Consider the following 18131-nt stretch of genomic DNA (forward strand, 5'->3'; position numbering starts at 1 on the left):
ACGCGCAGTGCTCTCAAACGCCGCGGAGGCCAAACCACCGGCCACTTCGGATTGGTGCAAGGAGGCCCCAATGACAGCAGAGCGGATGTTCCAGGCCGTGCCCTCGGATCCTGACCCCTGGATGTCCAGCGAGACTCCGGCCGAAATCCGGCAGTTCGCCATCGAGTCGCTCCGATGGCAGGCGCAGGAAATCATCGACGAACTGCTGTGCAGCAGTGACCCTGAGGACGAAATCGTTCGAGACCGCCTGCGCCTCTGCGTCGCACGGAATCCCGGCCGCCCCGAACGCGCGCTCCTCGAACAGCTCATGACCAGCCGCGACAGGCCCGGGATCTAGTTCAACAGCGATCCCCGCAGTTCAACAGCAACGGCCGGGCCGCCGCTAGGAGCTCAGCGGCATGTTGTCGATCAGCCGGACCGGGCCCACCTTCGCAGCAATAAGGGCCAGCGCTTCTCCCCGGAAGGGGGTTTCCCGGCAGTTCTCGGCCAGTGGCTCCAGGGTGTCCGGATCCACCACGTCGAAATAGTCCAGTGCCACCAGGGGCTGGGACTCGATCATGGCCTGCGCGGAATCGAGGTCCAGCGGCTCGTGGGCGTTGGCCCGCTCCTCCAGCAGCCGCAATGCCCGGGACAGCACCAGCGCCGCTTCGCGTTCCTCCCCGGACAGAAACCGGTTCCGGCTGGACAGCGCCAGTCCGTCAGCCGAGCGGACGGTGGGCACGCCCACGATCTCCACCGGGAAATTGAGGTCCGCCGCCATCCTGCGCACCAGCGCCAGCTGCTGCGCGTCCTTCTGCCCGAAGTACGCCCGGTACGCCGGCAGGGCGGCCCCGGACTGAACCCCGCTCCCGGAACCCTCCGGCAGGCCGGCTGCGGGAATGCCGTAATGCAGCAGTTTAGCTACGACGGTCAGTGCGCCGTCGAAGTGGCCGGGCCGGGAGGCCCCCTCCCACTTGTCCCCGAGCCGGCCCGACGTGATCCGCACCAACGGCTCCCCGCCCGGGTACACCTCGTCCACCGACGGCGCGAACGCAAGATCAACGCCCTGTTCCTCCAGCAGCGCCAGGTCCGCGTCCAGCGTCCGTGGGTAGCGGTCCAGGTCTACGGCGTCGCCGAACTGGAGGGGGTTGACGAAAATACTGGCCACCACCACGTCGTTCTGTTCGACGGCGGTGCGCGCCAGGGCAGCGTGGCCTTCGTGGAGTGCGCCCATCGTGGGAACCAGTCCCTGCGAAACGCCCTTGCGCGAATGCAGGAGCCGTGCGCTCTCCGCCTGAAGGCCGGCGACCGTGGTGACAAGTTGAATGGACATCAGTCCTCCTTCGGATCGAGGGCGTCACGGAGCCCCTTCAGCTGGTCGGGTTTCAGCAGCCCGCGCCCCTCGGCCCGGCGGGCCGTGGCGCGCGCCATCGCAAGGTAGGCCTCAAGCACGTCACCTTGCCCGCCGCCGTCGTACTCCCGCAGAGCCTCGGCGTGCGCACGCACCGTCCCAACGTCGCCGCGGGCCACCGGCCCGGTCAGGGCTGACTCCCCCGAGGCCAGCGCGTTCTCCAGCGTGGCCCGCAGCAGCGGGCCCAGCATGCGTTCGGGCAGCTCCACGCCAACTTCGCGCAGCAACTGCGAGGCCTGGGCCACCAGGGTGACCAAATGGTTGGATCCGTGCGCCAGGGCTGCGTGGTATAGCGTCCGGTCGGCCTCGGCGATCACCACCGGCTCAGCACCCATCTCCACCACCAGGGCCTGGGCGATGGGCAGCATGGCGGCGTCGGCCGTCACACCGAACGTGCAGTCCAGCAGCCTGGTCAGGTCAAGGCTCATTCCGGTGAACGTCATGGCAGGGTGCAGCGCCAAAGGAACGGCGCCGGCGGCCCGGACCGGACGCAGAACGCCCACCCCGAAGCGGCCGGACGTGTGTGCCACCAGCTGCCCGGGCTGCCAGGCCCCCAGCTTCGCCAGGCCCTCCACCAGGTCCGGCAGGGCGTCGTCGGGAACTGCCAGCAACACCAGTTCAGCCCGCTCCACGATGTCCTGCACTTCCAGGACGGGGACGCCGGGCAGCAACGCCTCAGCACGTTCACGGCTGGCATCGGACACCGCCGAAACCCCGACGACGGCGTGCTCGGCCGCGCGCAGGGCGGCACCGAGGACCGCACCCACCTTTCCCGCGCCGATGATTCCGACGCCGAGGCGCCCGGGCTTAGCCATGCTGGTGGCCTTCCTGTTGATGGTTGGACGGGGCGGCGGTCGGGAGGCCGGCCAGGGGGACGGTGCCGACTGCGGGCGGGACCACCTGCCGGAGCCATTGTTCCGTCGTCTGCCGCTTCCGGGCCAGCCTGGCCCGGGCGGTCTGCTCGTCGAACAGCCGCTGCGCCTCATCCAGCCCGGCCTGCGTCAACCGCGGCGAGACCGGCCCGGAGGTCGTGTGCAGGACGAGGTCGGCCACACGGAAGCGGCGCGCCAGCGGCCCCTGGTGCAGGGCCATGGACTGCGTCCGCTGGTGCGGAACCACCACCAGCTCGCGCCACCAGCGCCCCGAACGGATCAGCAGGGCGGTATCGGTCGCGGTGAAACCGTTCCGGCGCCATGCCAGCGGCGCGAGGAACCGGGCCCGGCGCGGCGTGGTGACGAATCCGCCGTCGGAATTCCACCCCGTGAGTCCGGCTCCAAAGACTGCGGCCGGGTGGGCAGTTCCGGGGTCCGGCAGCACCAGCGCGAGCATGTCGAGGGCATCGGCGAGCGTGCCGACGGGCAGCAGGGTGGTCCTGGTATTTCCCGCCGCCGCGTTCCCGGCGACGCCGTACCCGGCCACGTTGACCTGCATCCGGTACCAGCCGAACGGGCGCCACAGCGGCGGCTGGGCGATCTTCACCGCCTGGATCCGGCCGGGCGGCAGCGTCTGCGCCTGGGTGTCCAGCAGCCCGTACCGCAGCCGGATCCCGTCAGGCGAAATGGCTGCCGTGAAGTTGTAGCCCTTGTTGAACAGGTTCCAGTAGCTGGCCGCGAGGCCCAGGACGGCGGGAATCAGGTAGAAGTAGAAGGCTCGGTTTTCCGTGAGTGCGGACAGCACCGTGGACGCGATTCCGCCCACCACCACAAAGAAGCTTTGCTCGCTCAGCAGCAGCGAACCGACAAGGCGCGACGGCGGCACCGTAAGTACCGGGTGCTCCGGCGCCTCGGGTGCGGGGCCGGCCGCGTACCCCGCTGCGGGTACGGCACCGGAGGCCCGGGCGAGGATGGTGGCGCGGAGCTGGCTGGCGTCGCCGATCTTCAGGTAGGCCAGGCGGACTGCCGATTCGCCGGCGTCGGCCACCTCGAACTTGAGCTCCGCCAGGCCGAAGATGCGCGCCAGCAGTGGCTGCTCGATGTCGATCGCCTGCACCCGGTCCAGCCGTGCCTGGCGGTGCTGGCGGAACAGCAGGCCGCTGTCCACGCGGACGTAGCCTCCGGACACCTGGTACTTGGTGAAGTACCAGCTGAGGATGAACCCGAGCACCGCGATGGCCAGCACGGTCCCGCCGCCGGCAAGGAGCCACGGCGCGCGCCGGGCAAGCCCCTCTTCGAAGACGGGCTGGCCCTGCAGGACCCGTTCGAAGATGTCCCTGCCGAAGAAGAACACGATGGCGGCCAGCGCAACCCAGCCCCGCACGAACGGCGAGGCGGGATGCACGCGCCGCCAGTCGTCGTCGGACGCTGCCGGGGTCTGCTGGCTGCCCGCTGGCTGCGGGACCACGGGCAGCGGGCCGTCAGCGGTCACAGCCCTGCCAGCCTGGCTTCGCCCCGTGCCGCCAGCTGCTCGCGGAGCCGCACCCCCTCTGCCGCCGGCAGGCCGGGGATGCTCGCGTTCGTGCCGGAAGACGCGGTGTGGAGCTTCACCGTGCACAGGCCCAGCCCGCGTTCCACCGGCCCCACGGCAATGTCGACGTACTGCATGCGGCCGTAGGGAACGGCCATGGCGCGCTGGAAGAAGATGCCGCTCCGGATCAAAAGGTCGTCGTCGCGTTCCGCGTAGCCGATGGCGCGCACCTGCCGCGGGATGAGCACCAGGCGCCACAGGGCCACGAGCAGCACCGCGGCGGGCACGGCGATGGCCAGGCCCAGCGGCGGCCAGGACCACCAGCCCAGAAGTACGAAAACCAGGGGAAGGGACAGGACCAGCACGGTGGCGAGGTTGGCAAGGGCCCACTCAACCAGCCGCACGGTGACGTATTTGGGCGAAACCCGCTGCCAGGCGATACCCGGCGGGTCAATCGCCTCGGTATGCATACTCGCCTTCCCCTGCCGCCTCTCCGCGCGCAGTCCGGCCCTTCTTCCCCTCGACGCCGTTCGCGTCCCCGTCCTCCGGCGGGATCCGGCAGAACCGCTCCACCACCAGGCCCACGACGATCATCACCAGGCCGCCGCCGGCCATGACCAGCGCCAGCCAGGTGATGCCCTGGTCGCTGCGCAGGCTCCAAATCCTCAGCTGGTCCAGGAAGATGCCGGCGTGCCAGCCCAGCAGCACAGTTCCGGCGTACGCGCAGGCCTGGGCCAGGACCAGTGTCCGGGCGGCCAGCAGCGGGTCCAACTGGGTCTTCTTCGCCTTGCTGTCCGGCTTGTGGCTGTTGCGCCACCGCAGGACCCGGATCCCCAGGATGAGCGTGATGATGACGATCACGGCCATGGTGGCCAGCGCCGTGGGAGGCAGCACCGGCGTGGACATCCCGTACCGGCTGGTGACGACAGTTGCCGACCAGCCCGCCACCGCAAGGATGACGCCGATCAGCATCAGGCGCAGCGGATTGACGGGCTTCATCGGTCGTCCACCGCTCCCGCGGTGGGCATCCCGTCGAAGTCGCCAAACCCATCAAACGGGGCAAGGTCCCCGAAATCCTCCGCCCGGGCTGCCAGGGCGCTGATGCGTTCGCCGCCGAGCGTGGCCCCCGGTTCGATGAGGGACCACGGGTAGAGCACGAACGCCCGCGAAGCCGCGCGCGGGTGCGGGATGGTGAGGTCGGGATCGTCGCTGCGGACATCGCCGTAGGTAATGATGTCGACGTCGAGCGTCCGTGGCCCCCAATGGACCTCCCGGACGCGGTGGTGCTTGTTTTCCACGGCCTGGCAGTGCGCCAGCAGTTCCTGCGGTGACAGGCAGGTTTCCACGGTGATGACCATGTTCAGGAAGTCCGGCTGTCCCGCGGGCCCGCCCACGGCCTTCGTCTGCACAATCGGCGAGACGGCCAGGAGGCGGACCTCCGGCGGGTCCACGAGATCCGCCACTGCCTCGGTCAGGGTTTCATTGCGTTCCCCGAGGTTGCTGCCCAGGGCCAGGACCGCTTTGGTGTAGGCGCCGTTCATGCGCGCACGCCCGGGGCTGAGCGGTGGACAGTCACTGCGACGTCACCGAATGGAACTTCGATGGGCGCCTGCGGTTTGTGCACGGTGACTTCCACGGCCAGGAGCGGGAATTCGCTGAGCAGGCTCTCGGCGATGCGCACCGCGAGTGCCTCGATCAGGTTGAGGGGTTCCCCGGAAATCCAGTCAGTAATACGCTTCGCCACCTCACCGTAGTGGGCGGTATCCGTGACATCGTCGGACTCCGCCGCCTTGGTGAAGTCGAGGTGCAGCACCGCGTCCACCACAAAGGGCTGGCCCTCGCGGCGTTCGAAGTCAAACACGCCGTGATGGCCGACGGCGGTCACACCGGTCAGCGTAATCCTGTCCATGGGGTCCCCCGGCCCTAGGTTGCTTTGGGTACAGCGGGTGCTGCGGCCATCCGGGCGGCGACCTTGACGGCGTCGAGGCTGGATCCGACGTCGTGCACCCGGACAGCCCAGGCGCCGCGGTAGGCGCTGATGGCGGTGATGGCCGCGGTGGCGCCGTCCCGCTCCTCCGGAGCCGCCGACTTGCCGGCCACGGTCAGCAGGGTGCCCAGGAAACGCTTGCGGGAGGCACCCACCAGGACCTTGTGGCCCAGGGTGTCCAGCTGGTCCAGGTTCTGCAGCAGTTCCCAGTTCTGGGCGTCGTTCTTGGCGAAGCCCAGGCCCGGATCGATGATGATCTGTTCGCGGGCCACGCCGGCCGCGTAGAGCTTGTCCCGCACTCCTGCCAGTTCCGCCACCACTTCGCCTGCGACGTCGGTGTACTCGGCCAGCGAATTCATGGTCCGGGCGTCGCCGCGGCGGTGGGTGAGGACGTAGGGCACCTTGCTGGCGGCCACGAGTTCAGCCATTTCCGGTTCGATGGTGAGGCCGGAGATGTCATTGATGATGGCTGCACCGGCCGCCACGGCAGCGGCCGCCGTCGACGCGTGGGTGGTGTCGATGCTGACCAGCGCTCCGGCCTTGACCAGGGCCTCGATCACGGGCAGCACCCGCCGCTGTTCCTCGTCCGGGGCCACATCCTCGGCACCCGGGCGGGTGGATTCACCGCCGACGTCGATGATGTCGGCGCCGGCGTAGAACATCCGGAGGCCGGCCGCAATGGCGGTGTCCGCCGTCGCATGCTTGCCGCCGTCGCTGAAGGAATCGGGGGTGACGTTGAGGATTCCCATGACCAGGGTGCGGTCGGTGGGGAGGTCTTCGAAACGCGCTGCCGGGCGCGGTTTGCGCAGGATGGGCAGCGGCGAGGTTGCGGGCCCCGTTCCGGGGGCTGCAGCGAGTGAGTCCATGGTCTGTTGTTACCTTCCGAGGATGAGGCTCATGGCTTCGGCACGGGTGGCCGGGTCATGAAGCTGCCCGCGGACCGCGCTGGTGACGGTCTTCGCTCCGGGCTTGCGGATACCGCGCATTGACATGCACATGTGTTCGCATTCGACAACCACGATGGCGCCACGGGGCTTGAGGTGGCGGACCATCGCTTCGACAATCTCAGTGGTCAGGCGCTCCTGCACCTGGGGACGGCGGGCGTAGATGTCCACCAGCCGGGCCAGTTTGCTCAGCCCGGTCACCCGGCCGTCATGTGACGGAATGTAACCCACGTGGGCCACGCCGTGGAACGGCACCAGGTGGTGCTCGCAGGTGGAGTAGAACGGGATGTCCTTGACCAGGACCAGCTCTTCGTGGTCGAGGTCGAAGGTGGTGGACAGGACGTCTGCGGGGTCGTGGTGCAGCCCGGCAAACACCTCGGCGTAGGCCTTGGCCACCCGCTTGGGGGTGTCGATCAGGCCACCGCGGTCCGGGTCCTCCCCAATGGCCAGCAGGATTTCACGGACGGCCGCTTCGATCCGCGGCCGGTCCACTTTGCCGCTTTTTGGATGGGGGGAACCGGCCTCCGCCAGGTACTCGGCGGAGGCGGGAACGTCGTCGTCGTCGAAGGAATTCACAGGGAAAGCTTAGCCGCGAAGGGTGTCAGGACCCGAGTCGGGGGTCCCTCCCTGGAACGGAGCGTCCTCCGGAACGCCCTGCGGATGCGGCGGCTGGGCGTCCAGCGGCTCGTCCAGCCGGGCCTTCTTGGCCTCCTCCTGGGCTTCGCGTTCGGCCCGCTCCTGGCGGGTCTCCACAGGGCCGGCAAGGACCGGACGGGTTTCCTTGGACAGCCACACCTCGCGGAAGTCGCGCTTGCGGACGTCGCGGAAGATGTCGGCAATTTCGGCCTGGTTGAGGGTCTCGCGCTCCAGCAGTTCCAGGGCAAGGATGTCCAGGATGTCGCGGTTCTCGGTCAGGATGGCGTACGCCTCGTCGTGGGCCTGGTCGATCAGCCGGCGCACTTCCTCGTCCACCACGTAGGCGATCTGGTCCGAGTAGTTGCGCTCGTGCCCGGCGTCGCGGCCCAGGAACGGTTCGCCGCCGCCCTGGCCCAGGCGCACGGCGCCGACGCGTTCGCTCATGCCGTACTCGGTGACCATCTTGCGCGCGGTGCCGGTGGCCTTTTCGATGTCGTTGGAGGCGCCGGTGGACGGGTCGTGGAAGACGATTTCCTCGGCGACGCGGCCGCCCATGGCGTACGCCATCTGGTCCAGCAGCTCGTTGCGGGTGACGGAGTACTTGTCGTTCTCCGGGACCACCATGGTGTAGCCCAGCGCACGGCCGCGGGGAAGGATGGTGATCTTGGTGACGGGTGCAGAGTTCCGCAGGGCCGCGGCAACCAGTGCATGGCCGCCCTCGTGGTAGGCGGTGATCTTGCGTTCGTGTTCCTTCATCACGCGGCTGCGCTTCTGCGGGCCGGCCATGACGCGGTCGATCGCCTCGTCCAGGGCGCGGTCATCGATCAGGTTGGCGTTGGAGCGGGCGGTCAGCAGCGCCGCCTCGTTCAGGACGTTGGCCAGGTCCGCACCGGTGTAACCGGGGGTCTTCTTCGCCACTGCCTTCAGGTCCACGCCCGGCGCCATCGGCTTGCCCTTGGCGTGCACCTGCAGGATCTGGTCGCGGCCCACCAGGTCCGGGGCCTCCACGGAGACCTGGCGGTCGAAGCGGCCCGGACGCAGCAGGGCCGGGTCCAGGACGTCGGGCCGGTTGGTGGCGGCGATCAGGATGACGTTGGTCTTGACGTCGAAGCCGTCCATCTCCACCAGCAGCTGGTTTAGGGTCTGCTCGCGTTCGTCGTTGCCGCCGCCGATGCCGGCGCCACGGTGGCGGCCCACGGCGTCGATCTCATCCACGAAGATGATGGCCGGGGAGTTTGCCTTGGCCTGTTCGAAGAGGTCGCGGACGCGGGACGCGCCGACGCCGACGAACATTTCCACGAAGTCCGAACCCGAGATGGAGAAGAACGGGACGCCGGCCTCGCCGGCCACGGCGCGGGCCAGCAGGGTCTTGCCGGTACCCGGAGGGCCGTACAGCAGCACGCCCTTGGGGATCTTGGCGCCCACGGCCTGGAACTTGGCCGGTTCCTGCAGGAACTCCTTGATCTCCTGGAGTTCCTCCACGGCCTCGTCGGCGCCTGCGACGTCGACGAAGGTCACCTGCGGCATGTCCTTGCTGACCATCTTGGCCTTGGACTTGCCGAACTGCATGATCTTGGAGCCGCCGCCCTGCATGCGGGTCATCAGGAACCAGAAGAGGGCGCCCAGCAGGATGACCGGGATCAGCAGGGACAGCAGGCCGGAGAACCAGTTGCTCTCAATCGGCTGGTCGGTGAAGCCCTGGGCGGGCTTGGCGTCGGTGACGGCCTTCACCACGTCCGCCGCGCGGGCATCCACGAAGAAGAACTGGACGCTCTTGCCTTTGTCCTGTCCGTCCACCTGCAGGTTGTCCTTCAGCGTCAGGTCAACGCGGTTCTCGCCGTCGAAGATCTTGGCCTGCTCCACCTTGTTGCCGGAGAGCAGTTCCAGGCCCTTGTCGGTATCGATCCGTGAAGCGCCGCCGGGGGCGAGCGTTGCAAAAGCCACCAGGAGCAGACCGACCACGACGACGATCCAGATGCCCGGGCCTTTGAAGAAGTTCTTAGCTTTCATCTGTTCGGGGGCTGGCCCCGTCCCTTCCGGTAGTGCTGCACGGCGAGTAGTCTGCGCGCGTGATGGTGCTGCGTCAGCTTCTAGCTATACACCGTTCGGAGTACATCACGCATAGTGAAAAGCAAAAGTTCCCTTTGGGCGTAGCGCTTTAGGCCGCCTCAGTCCTGTGCCGTCCCCCGGTCCGCCGGTGCGGCGACCGACGCCCGGCTGACCAGCGGACACTCAAGGAGGACGGGCCCAGGGGCGGGGCCGGCTTCACCGGCTTCGATCGCGTCGATCAGCTTCTCCGCCGCCCAGGCTCCCATGGCGTAGTGCGGCAGGGCCACGGTGGTGAGCCCCGGATACAGGTTCGCGGCGATCAGCTCCTGGTCGTCGAAACCGACGATGGACAGGTCAGCCGGAATGGACAGTCCGCGCTCGGCCGCCGCGCGGTAGGCCCCCATGGCCATCCGGTCGTTGTAGCAGAAAAGGCCCGACGGCGGGTTGTCGCCGGCGAGGATCCGGCTGGCCGCCGCGTAGCCGCCGTCGGCATCGGAGGACCCCGTGACCACCGGCGCGCCGGCGCCGTCCAGTCCAGCGCGGTCCAGGGTTTCGCGGAAGCCCTGCAGCCGCTGGTGGGTGGAGGGCACGTCTTCGGTGTTGTTCAGGAACCCGATGCGGGTGTGGCCGGCGGCGAGCAGCGCTCCCACGGCGGCCGCTGCGCCGCCGTATTCATCCGGCACCACGGCGGGGAATCCGCCCTCCTCGGTGACTGCGTCCACGAGGACCGCGGGGACTTTGCCCAGGTTGGGTGGTGGCTGCAGCCGGCGGTGGTACATGGTGGCGTAGAGGATCCCGTCCACCTGGCGTTCCAGCAGCGACTCCACGTCCGCTTCCCGCAGGTCCGGACCGGCCGAGCCTGCGGTGTTGATCAGCATGAGGGTGTACCCGCGGGCGCGGGCTGCCTGGTCGGCGCCCAGGATCATGCGGCCGGCGTGCGGGGTGGTGGCGACGTCTTCGCTGACCAGGCCCAGGACCCCCGACTTGCGGCTGCGCAGGGCCTGCGCCAGGCGGTTGGGCCCGTAGCCCAGCTCAGCCGCCGCTGCCTTGACCTTGTCCCGGGTTTCCGGGCTGACCCGGGCATAGGACACGTCGTTGAGGACGTGGGACACCGTGGTGGCGGACACCCCGGCGGCCCGCGCCACGTCTTTGATGCCGATGTTCGTGGGCAAGGTGCTTGCGGCGCAGCCTACTCGTAGACGTGCGGGGCGAGGGTGCCCACGAAGTCCAGGTTGCGGTACTTCTCGGCGTAGTCCAGGCCGTAGCCGACCACGAACTCGTTGGGGATGTCGTAGCCGACGTACTTGACGTCGATCTCCACCTTGGCGGCGGTAGGCTTGCGGAACGCGGTGCAGATCTCCACCGATGCGGTGCCGCGGGATTCCAGGTTGGTCTTCAGCCAGGACAGGGTGAGGCCGGAGTCGATGATGTCCTCGACGATCAGCACGTCCTTGCCCATCAGGTCGGTATCCAGGTCCTTCAGGATGCGGACCACGCCGGACGACTGGGTGCCGGAGCCGTAGGAGGACACGGCCATCCAGTCCATGGAGATATGGCTGTGCAGTGCCCGGGCGAGGTCCGCCATGACCATCACGGCACCCTTGAGGACGCCCACAATGAGGATCTCGCGGCCTTCGTAGTCCTTGTCGATCTCCGCAGCGAGCTCGGTGATGCGCTGCTGGATCTGTTCCTTGGTGTAGAGAACGTGCTTGAGGTCTGCCTGGACGTCGTTTGAATCCACCAATGGCTCCTGTTTAGATGCGGGGGTGCGACTATTTTGCGGGTGGCTTTTGGGGCCGGAATACTAGCTTCCCACAGCGCGCCCGTTCACGGGGAACGGAACCCGGGCCCTCCGGCCTCCCCGGCCCTGCGCCGAGCTTCGAGCCCTCCAGGTGCGCGAGGGACAACCTGTACACGCTGACGCCGCCGGGAAGCTCCACCGGCCCCGCCGATCCCTGCCGCCGCAGCAGCGCCTCCGCCGCCAAAAGGCGCCGGTAGCTGGGCTGCTGGCCGCCGACGTCGGCCGCCGCCTTGGCGATGACGCGGAACCTGATGGCCGGGGCCAAGGCGCGCAGCGCCTCCTCCGGAAGCCCGAGCCCGTCGCCGTCCCGCTCCACGAGGGAGGCGTAGGTGCTTTCCGCCACATCCTCCAGGTAGTCAGCGTCCAGCTGGAGGATGGCAGCGGTCCGGGCCAGGGATTCGGCGACGCCCGGACCCAGCTTGTCTTCCAGGTGCGGGAGGACTTCCACCCGGGTGCGCGAACGGGCGTACGCGGGATCCGCGTTGGTGGGATCGTGCCAGGGTTCCAGGTCCTCGACCGCGCAGATTTCCTCGGTATCCGCACGGCGCAGGCCCAGGAACGGACGGAGCAGGAGGGTCTCGCCCGGAGTGGCCCGGGCGGGGCGCATCCCGGCAAGCGAACGGGTTCCGGAGCCCCGGGCCAGGCCCAGAAGCACCTGCTCCGCCTGGTCGTCGAGGGTGTGGCCCAGCAGGACAGCGCCGGCACCCTGCTCCGCCGCTGCTTCGTCAAGTGCCGCATGGCGGGCTTCGCGGGCGGCGGCTTCCGGACCCATCCCGGCACCGGCCACCGTCACGGTCCGGATGTGCACCGGTTCGAGGCCGAGCTCCTGCAGGGCCCCGGCCGTGCGGGCCGCGACCTGGGCGGAGCCGTCCTGCAGCTGGTGGTCCACCACCACAGCGCCGACGGTCAGGGGGTGGCCATCGACGTGGCCGCGGCGGGCGAAGTAGGCCGCGACGGCCGCAAGCGCCAGCGAGTCCGGGCCGCCACTGCAGGCCACCACGACGTGCTGCGGATACCCGGCCCCGGCCAGGGCCTCCTGCACCATTTTGCGTGCGGTGCCAACAACCGGCGCCAGCCTGCCGGGCCGCCGCCGGCCGCTGCGGGCAGCCCAAGACGCGGGGGAAGCCTCAGGCAATTACAGCCCCATCCGGTCAAGCCACAGTTTGGCGTCGTGGATTTCGGGTTCCGTGGGCAGGTGGCCGGCCGACTCCCACACCTTGTTGAAGCCCTCCATGCCTGCCACGTCCACCACCGCGCGGACAAAGCGCGCGCCGTCGGAGTACTGGCGCATCTTGGCGTCCAGGCCGAGGAGGCTGCGGATGAACTTTTCAATGACGCCGCGGTCCTTGCCGCGGTCGTTGAACCGCTGGCGGATGGTCTTCACGGACGGAATGATGCTGGCGTCCACGGCATCCATCACCACGTTGGCGTGTCCTTCGAGGAGGCTCATCACCGCCGTGAGGTGGGAGATGGCAGCCTTTTCCTCGGGGTCCTGCAGGAGGTCCAGGATGGCGCCGCGGCCCGGCGTGTTTCCGTTGGCGGAGCGGTCCTTCAGGGAACGGGCGGCCGCCGAGGCGCGCTCCATCAGGGAATCGACGTTGCCCAGCAGGTGGCCGCTGAGTTCATCGATCTGTTCCAGCATGTGGTGCCGCAGCCACGGGGCGGCGGCGAACTGCACCCGGTGCGTCTGCTCGTGCAGGCAGACCCACAGCCGGAAGTCCTCGGGCGTAACGTTGAGTTCCCGCTCCACGGAGATGATGTTGGGGGCCACGAGCAGGAGCCTGCCGGCGGCCGGCGCGGTGGAGTTTTCGGCCAGCGCCGCGAAGGGATCGTACTGGCCCAGGACCTTGCTGGACAGGAAGGCCAGGACGGCGCCGAGCTGGCTGCCGGTGATGGCGCCGCTGACGTTGGCGGCCGCAGGGCTCAGGGTGCCGCGCCGGTTGTCCAGCATCTTCTGCATGGCAGGCTTCAGCATTACGGCGAAGCTCTGGGTGTTCGCCTTGGCCCAGGACGCGCGGTCCACCACCAGCACCGAGGAGTCCCGCAGGTCCCGTGCCGCTTCCAGTCCGGTGATCTCGTGGACGTGCGGAACCGAGGCGTCCGCGAGCCGGCGCAGGCTGTCCACGGCTTCCCCGATCGCTGCCTGGCCAAGGACCGGCCCGGCGGGAGCCAGCCGCGCTGCCGCCGACGCCGCGAGGTCCCAGTTGATCAGGGATGCGGCGGTGGTGGTTCCGGCGGCGGATGAAGCTGTTGGGGGTTGGTCCGCCCGGGACTGGGCCGTTGCGGACTGCGCTGCCGAAGACAGCGTCGATGCGGACTCGCGTGAAGTGGACTCCATAGGTCCCATCAGAACACAGGAGGCTGTGGATCGGCCTTAAGTTCGCCCACCGGGGAACTCCACAGGCATGGGCGGCCCGTAAGGGCTGGCTTTCGGCGCCTGCCGCCGTCGTCATGGCTGCGTTCCTGGGAGTCCAGCCGCGGTAGTGCGGGGCACAGCTACCGGCAGCCGCAGCCCGCGAGCGCCGTGGCGGCCCGGTCGAGTGCCTCCTTGTTGCCGGCGGCCCCCGGGGTCAGCCCGTTCCCGATGAACGAGAACACCAGGAGCCGCCCGTCGGCGTCAACCACGTAGCCGCTGAGCGCCAGCACCGTGTTCAGCGTCCCCGTCTTGGCGCGGACCAGCCCCGCGCCGCCGGATGTGGTGGCATTCCCGTACCGCGCATCCAGCGTCCCCGTCAGGCCGGCCACCGGAAAGCCGTTGAGGGCCCCGCGGAGCCTGCTGTCAGCACCGGTAGTGATGGCGCGGACCACCTCCGTGAGTTGCCGGGCGGAAACCCTGTTGTCCATGGCCAGCCCGCACACGTCCACGAGCTTCAGGGTGCCGACCGGGATTCCGGCCGCGGCCAGTTGGTCGCCGACCGTGGCGGTTGCGGCTTCGCCGCTTCCGGGCCGGCCCGAGGCCACCGCGGCCATCCGGCCCATGGTTTCGGCCAGGTAGTTGTCGGAAACCTGCAGCATCAGGTCAACCTGCTCGGCCACGGTGGCCGACTCAACCTGGGCCAGGACGGCGCTGGGGAGTGCGCGGGCGGACGGGCCGGCCGCGGAACGGGCAGGAGCGGCGCCGGCTGATGCAGGCAAGCGTTCGACGCCGGCCGCCACGGTCAGTCCCGCCCCGGCGCCTGCCGCGCGGAGCTGCGCGGCGAACTCCTCCGCCGCGGCCATGGCGGCGTCCTGCGGCCGGGGACCGGTGGTGATGGCGGGATCGAAGCGGGCCGAGTTGAGGGCCAGCGGATACAGCGGCGCCACCTCCCCCGCCTCCACGTCCCCGGCCTGCCAGGCGGGGTTGAGTGCGGGGCCGCTGAAAAGGGAGTCGTCCAGCAGCACGGTGACGCTGCCGGTGGTCCCGGCGGCCTGGAGGGCTTCCACCGTGCGCGCGGCAAGGGTGGCCAGGCCTGCATGGCCCATGGTCTGCTGCGGCCGGGATTCCCCCGCCGCCAGCAGGACATCGCCGCCGCCCACCAGCACCACCTGTCCCGCGTCAGACCCGGGCACCACCTGGGTTGTGAAACGGTGGTCCGGGCCCAGGGTGCGCAGCGCGGCGACGGCGGTCAGCAGTTTCAGGTTCGACGCCGGCACGCGGTTCTCCGCGCCGCCGCGGTCGAAGAGGACCTGGCCGGTGAGGGCATCCTGGACCGTACCCGTGAACGTCCCGCCGCCGTCGGTTTTCAGCACCGGATCCACCTGGGCCGCGAGGGCTGCCGCAACGGGCACCGGGGCCGATGGTTCCAGCGCCGCCAGTCCCTGCGGGGCCGACAAGGTGGCGGGAACCTGCTGCCAGGCCGGTGGTGCGGGGGCCGGGGCTGGGGGCTCGGGGCCGAGGAAACCGGGGGCCACCAGCAGCGCCGCGGGGATGGCGAGCGCGACGAGGAGCAGGGCGGCCAGCACCGGGGGCCACCAGTTCGAGAGGACGGCGGGAAGGCCTGCCGGCCGCTGCCGGGGCTGCGCGCGGCGCCGTTCCGGGCCGGTTGTTTTGGTCATGCTGGTGCTGGTCCTCAAGTCCTGAAATTTCCCCACAAGTTCCTGATTCCAGGGCCTCTCGCTATATCCTCAATAGTAGTCGGCGGCACCGACGCTCTTTTTTGTGGGCCCGTCCCGTGTGCCGCGAACCCCTGCAATCGCCGAGGAGCAATCCATGAAGCACGACGTGACCATCGAGATCCCCAAGGGATCGCGCGTCAAGTACGAAGTTGACCACGAGACCGGCCGCGTCCGCCTGGACCGCGTCCTCTTCACCTCCATGCAGTACCCCACCCACTACGGGTACTTCGAGAACACCCTCGGCGAAGACGGCGACCCGCTGGACGCGCTGGTGCTGCTGCAGGACTTCGACCTGCACCCCGGCGTCATTGTCGAGGCCCGCCCCATCGGCGTCTTCAACATGACCGACGACGGCGGCGGGGACGCCAAGGTCCTCTGCGTTCCTGCCGACCCGCGGTTCGACCACATCCAGGAAGTCAGCGATGTCAACGAGTTCCTGATCAAGGAAATCGAGCACTTCTTCACCCGCTACAAGGACCTGGAGCCGGGCAAGTGGGTCAAGGCCGAAGGCTGGGCCGACCGCGCCGCCGCCGAGGCCGAACTGGAAGCCTCCATCAAGCGCTACGTCCCCACCGGACACTGATCTTCCCGGTGGTTGAGCCTGTCGAAACCGGCCCGTCAGGTTTCGGCAGGCTCAACCACCATCCGACGGCGGGTGCCCGGCTTCTCGAAGCCGGACACCCGCCGTCGTTGTTCCAGGAAGTTGTGGCAGGGTGGGGCTGTGCCTACCGAGCCGACCGTAAGTTCCACGCTTCTGTTCCATCCGCCGTGCGGTCCTGTCCGGGGCTGGCGGGACGGCGACGTCCTCCGCGCCACCGGGATCCCGTACGCCACGGCCCAGCGCTTCCAGCCACCGGTACCAGCGCCGGGCTGGACCTCCGAATACGCGGCCACGTCCCTTGCCCCGGCCTGCCCGCAGGCGCCGGTACCGTTCCTCGACGACGTCCTGGGCACCCGGTACGGCGAGCTGCCCGGCAGCGAGGACTGCCAGAACCTGTCCATCACTATGCCCGGGGACCTCAAACCGGGCGAAGGGTTGCCCGTCATGGTGTGGATCCACGGCGGCTCCTACACCACCGGCTCCGGCGACCTGGCGATCTTCGACCCGGCCCGGCTGGTAGCCGGGAACCGCGTCATCGTGGTCTCGGTGACCTACCGGCTGGGGTTGTTCGGCTTCCTGGCCACCCCCGCCGGCAGGCCCGGCAACCTGGGGCTCCTGGACCAGCTCGAAGCATTCCGCTGGGTGCAGCGGAACATCGCCGCGTTCGGTGGTGACCCCGGCCGCGTCACGGCCTTCGGCCAATCCGCCGGCGGCGACGCGATCGCCCACCTCATGGCCACTCCTGAGGCACCCCTCCTCTTCCAGCGGGCCATCATCCAGAGCGCCCCGCTCGGAATTGCACGCGGCCGGGCCAGGATGAACCACGCCATGGGGATCGCAGCCGACACCGTGACCGAGCAGACCCCCGCCATGGATGTGGTGGCCCGTGAACAGCAGGTGGCACAGGTGGCCAGGAAGTTCGGACTGGCGGCCGCCATGCCGTTCGGCACCCAGTACGGCCACGATCCGCTGCCCTCAGAAAAGGACATCGAGGCGGCCTGGAACCGGTCGGCTCCGGGCATCGACGTCCTGATCGGCCACACCTCTGAGGAAGCCCGGCTGTTCCTTCCCCGCAACCCGCGGCTCCTGCGACTGGCGAAGGTTCCGGTGGTGGGTGCTTCCCTCGTGCGGGCCATCGACTGGCTGGTCACCGAGGCCGTCTACGGCCGGGCGGCGCGGAGGTTCGCCCGCCGTCACGCCCGGGCGGGCGGCCGGGCCCACCGCTATCTCCTGCACTGGCATGCCCCGGGAAACATCTTCGGTGCCGCGCACACCGTGGACCTGCCCCTGCTGCTCGGCACCCGGAAAACCTGGGCGGGTGCCGGACTGATCGCCGGCGCACGGTGGGAGGACGTGGACGACGCCGGGCGGCAGGTGCGGAGCCTGTGGGCGGCTTTCGCGCGGGGAGACAGCCTCGGCGAACGGGGCGGAATTCCCGGCGTACTGCGGTACAGGGCCGCGTGAGGGTCCCGTGAGGACGCTCGGAGTTGACTTGGCGGCGGCCGCCAGGAAGACCGCGGTTGCGGTCATCGAATGGAGCCACGGCTCGGCGCGGCTGGCGCACCTGGCCCTCGACGTGAACGACCAGGCGATCGTGGACCTGTTCGGCACCAGTGACATGGCCGGCGTCGACTGTCCCGTGGGGTGGCCGGACGCGTTGGTTCCGTTCCTCACCGGGCACCTGAACCTCGACGCGGCCCCCGTCCTCGCGTACGACGGCATCGAGGGGCGCCGCCTCCTGGCGTACCGCGACACGGACCGGTTCACCACCGCCCACACGGGCCTGATCCCGCTCAGCGTCTCGGCGGACCGGCTGGCGCATCCGGCCATGAGGTGCGCCGTCATCCAGGCGAAAATCGCGGCGGCCCACGGCCCCCAGCCCCGGGATGGTTCCGGCCGCCTGGCCGAGGTGTACCCGGCCGCCTCGCTGAAGATCTGGGGCCTCAACGGGCGCGGCTACAAAGGCCGGGGCGTGTCCGAAGCCGGACGCCTCGGCCTCCTGCTGGGCGCCCTCGAAGAGCAGGCACCGTGGCTGGACCTTGCCGGCAACCGGGACAGGCTTGCCGGCTCGGACGACCTGTTCGACGCCGTCGTTGCCTCACTCACCGCCCGGGCTGTGGCCCGCCGTCGTACGCTGCTCCCCGACGAGGCGCACGCCGGTGCCGCCCGGAGCGAAGGCTGGATCCATCTGCCCGGCTGCACCCTGGACGAGCTCCCGCTGTAGG

The 18131-nt window shown here is 69.4% G+C and carries 19 protein-coding genes; 4 read left to right on the forward strand and 15 right to left on the reverse strand.

Going from position 1 to position 18131, the window contains the following annotated elements; genetic code table 11:
• The first annotated feature begins 70 nt into the window (after positions 1–70).
• Positions 71–337 carry a hypothetical protein gene (locus ACYSM9_RS02230; protein WP_461855364.1) on the forward strand — a complete coding sequence of 89 codons (267 nt, stop codon included), beginning with the start codon at positions 71–73 and terminating at the stop codon, positions 335–337.
• 45 nt (positions 338–382) lie between these two features.
• Here the strand turns inward: ACYSM9_RS02230 and ACYSM9_RS02235 are convergent, their stop codons facing one another.
• The 15 genes from ACYSM9_RS02235 to dacB form a co-directional block, all read right to left on the reverse strand.
• Positions 383–1312, reverse strand: coding sequence for a 4-phosphopantoate--beta-alanine ligase (locus ACYSM9_RS02235; RefSeq protein ID WP_461855365.1), 930 nt, complete (start codon positions 1310–1312; stop codon positions 383–385).
• Positions 1312–2205: a Rossmann-like and DUF2520 domain-containing protein gene (locus ACYSM9_RS02240; protein ID WP_461855366.1), complete on the reverse strand. Its 894-nt coding sequence runs from the start codon at positions 2203–2205 to the stop codon at positions 1312–1314. Before ACYSM9_RS02240 ends, ACYSM9_RS02235 begins: the two co-directional genes overlap by 1 nt.
• Positions 2198–3754, reverse strand: a complete 1557-nt coding sequence (locus ACYSM9_RS02245; protein WP_461855367.1) for a PH domain-containing protein — start codon at positions 3752–3754, stop codon at positions 2198–2200. The genes ACYSM9_RS02240 and ACYSM9_RS02245 overlap by 8 nt, the downstream gene beginning before the upstream one ends.
• Positions 3751–4263 (reverse strand): PH domain-containing protein, encoded by a 513-nt coding sequence (locus tag ACYSM9_RS02250; RefSeq protein ID WP_461855368.1) that lies wholly within the window; start codon positions 4261–4263, stop codon positions 3751–3753. Before ACYSM9_RS02250 ends, ACYSM9_RS02245 begins: the two co-directional genes overlap by 4 nt.
• Positions 4244–4792, reverse strand: a complete 549-nt coding sequence (locus ACYSM9_RS02255) for a DUF3180 domain-containing protein (RefSeq protein WP_461855369.1) — start codon at positions 4790–4792, stop codon at positions 4244–4246. Before ACYSM9_RS02255 ends, ACYSM9_RS02250 begins: the two co-directional genes overlap by 20 nt.
• A complete protein-coding gene (folK, locus tag ACYSM9_RS02260; protein ID WP_461855370.1) occupies positions 4789–5334 on the reverse strand; it encodes a 2-amino-4-hydroxy-6-hydroxymethyldihydropteridine diphosphokinase in 546 nt (181 codons plus the stop codon). Before folK ends, ACYSM9_RS02255 begins: the two co-directional genes overlap by 4 nt.
• Positions 5331–5702, reverse strand: a complete 372-nt coding sequence (gene folB, locus ACYSM9_RS02265) for a dihydroneopterin aldolase (RefSeq protein WP_461855371.1) — start codon at positions 5700–5702, stop codon at positions 5331–5333. The genes folK and folB overlap by 4 nt, the downstream gene beginning before the upstream one ends.
• A gap of 14 nt (positions 5703–5716) precedes the next feature.
• Positions 5717–6646: a dihydropteroate synthase gene (folP, locus tag ACYSM9_RS02270; RefSeq protein WP_461855372.1), complete on the reverse strand. Its 930-nt coding sequence runs from the start codon at positions 6644–6646 to the stop codon at positions 5717–5719.
• A 9-nt stretch (positions 6647–6655) separates the two neighbouring features.
• Positions 6656–7300 carry a GTP cyclohydrolase I FolE gene (folE, locus tag ACYSM9_RS02275; RefSeq protein ID WP_461855374.1) on the reverse strand — a complete coding sequence of 215 codons (645 nt, stop codon included), beginning with the start codon at positions 7298–7300 and terminating at the stop codon, positions 6656–6658.
• 9 nt (positions 7301–7309) lie between these two features.
• A complete protein-coding gene (ftsH, locus tag ACYSM9_RS02280; protein WP_461855375.1) occupies positions 7310–9370 on the reverse strand; it encodes an ATP-dependent zinc metalloprotease FtsH in 2061 nt (686 codons plus the stop codon).
• Between the two features lie 158 nt (positions 9371–9528).
• On the reverse strand, positions 9529–10581 hold the full coding sequence (locus tag ACYSM9_RS02285) for a LacI family DNA-binding transcriptional regulator (RefSeq protein ID WP_461855376.1): 1053 nt from the start codon (positions 10579–10581) through the stop codon (positions 9529–9531).
• 17 nt (positions 10582–10598) lie between these two features.
• Positions 10599–11150, reverse strand: a complete 552-nt coding sequence (gene hpt / locus ACYSM9_RS02290; protein WP_461855377.1) for a hypoxanthine phosphoribosyltransferase — start codon at positions 11148–11150, stop codon at positions 10599–10601.
• 31 nt (positions 11151–11181) lie between these two features.
• Complete coding sequence (gene tilS, locus ACYSM9_RS02295; protein ID WP_461855456.1) at positions 11182–12255, reverse strand: tRNA lysidine(34) synthetase TilS; 1074 nt, start codon at positions 12253–12255, stop codon at positions 11182–11184.
• 90 nt (positions 12256–12345) lie between these two features.
• Complete coding sequence (locus tag ACYSM9_RS02300) at positions 12346–13548, reverse strand: zinc-dependent metalloprotease (RefSeq protein WP_461855378.1); 1203 nt, start codon at positions 13546–13548, stop codon at positions 12346–12348.
• A 158-nt stretch (positions 13549–13706) separates the two neighbouring features.
• Positions 13707–15245 (reverse strand): D-alanyl-D-alanine carboxypeptidase/D-alanyl-D-alanine endopeptidase, encoded by a 1539-nt coding sequence (dacB, locus tag ACYSM9_RS02305; RefSeq protein ID WP_461855379.1) that lies wholly within the window; start codon positions 15243–15245, stop codon positions 13707–13709.
• A 154-nt stretch (positions 15246–15399) separates the two neighbouring features.
• Between dacB and ACYSM9_RS02310 the strand changes: the two genes are divergently transcribed.
• From ACYSM9_RS02310 to ACYSM9_RS02320, 3 genes are all read left to right on the forward strand, one after another.
• The gene (locus tag ACYSM9_RS02310; RefSeq protein WP_461855380.1) at positions 15400–15888 is read left to right on the forward strand and encodes an inorganic diphosphatase; all 489 of its coding nucleotides are present in this window, start codon (positions 15400–15402) and stop codon (positions 15886–15888) included.
• A 138-nt stretch (positions 15889–16026) separates the two neighbouring features.
• Positions 16027–17370, forward strand: a complete 1344-nt coding sequence (locus ACYSM9_RS02315) for a carboxylesterase family protein (RefSeq protein WP_461855381.1) — start codon at positions 16027–16029, stop codon at positions 17368–17370.
• A gap of 7 nt (positions 17371–17377) precedes the next feature.
• Positions 17378–18130 carry a DUF429 domain-containing protein gene (locus tag ACYSM9_RS02320; protein ID WP_461855382.1) on the forward strand — a complete coding sequence of 251 codons (753 nt, stop codon included), beginning with the start codon at positions 17378–17380 and terminating at the stop codon, positions 18128–18130.
• Position 18131: the final 1 nt, after the last annotated feature.

The organism is Arthrobacter sp. C152 (assembly GCF_054890965.1).